Origin of the sequence: Cellulomonas bogoriensis 69B4 = DSM 16987, from assembly GCF_000767165.1 — a bacterium.
GTDB classification, from domain to species: Bacteria; Actinomycetota; Actinomycetes; order Actinomycetales; family Cellulomonadaceae; genus Actinotalea; species Actinotalea bogoriensis.
In genome coordinates this window covers 1-768 of sequence record NZ_AXCZ01000400.1, presented here as the reverse complement: position 1 = coordinate 768, position 768 = coordinate 1, and the positions used below count along the sequence as shown (strand labels likewise).

Sequence of the window (768 nt, the reverse complement as noted above, 5' to 3'; positions counted from 1 at the left end):
GGATGCAGAGAAGGCCACCCCGGTGGTGGGGTGGCCTTCTCTGGAAGTGGTGTTCGGCGGCGACCTACTCTCCCACACAGTCTCCCGTGCAGTACCATCGGCGCTGAAGGGCTTAGCTTCCGGGTTCGGAATGGAGCCGGGCGTTTCCCCTTCGCTATGACCACCGAAACTCTATGGAGATGTTCGTCGGTGTGATCCCGACCGTATCTCGGGAACCGCACAGTGGACGCGTAGCAATGTAAGAGTGTGTCAAGTTATCGGCTTATTAGTACCGGTCAGCTGCGAGAGTCGTTAGTCCTCTCTTCCACATCCGGCCTATTCACCCAGTGGTCTAGCTGGGAGCCTCTCGGGGCAAGCCCCGTGGAAACCTCATCTTGAAGCAGGCTTCCCGCTTAGATGCTTTCAGCGGTTATCCCTTCCGAACGTAGCCAACCAGCCGTGCTCCTGGCGGAACAACTGGCACACCAGAGGTTCGTCCGTCCCGGTCCTCTCGTACTAGGGACAGCCCTTCTCAAGTTTCCTGCGCGCGCAGCGGATAGGGACCGAACTGTCTCACGACGTTCTAAACCCAGCTCGCGTACCGCTTTAATGGGCGAACAGCCCAACCCTTGGGACCTACTCCAGCCCCAGGATGCGACGAGCCGACATCGAGGTGCCAAACCATGCCGTCGATATGGACTCTTGGGCAAGATCAGCCTGTTATCCCCGGGGTACCTTTTATCCGTTGAGCGACGGCGCTTCCACAAGCCACCGCCGGATCACTAGTTC

Annotated in this window: 2 rRNA genes; both read right to left on the bottom strand. The window is 58.9% G+C overall.

Annotated elements, in window-relative coordinates:
- Positions 1-51: 51 nt before the first annotated feature.
- Positions 52-168, bottom strand: a 5S ribosomal RNA gene (gene rrf / locus N869_RS15685).
- 77 nt (positions 169-245) lie between these two features.
- Positions 246-768, bottom strand: a 23S ribosomal RNA gene (locus N869_RS15680); the annotation flags it as partial.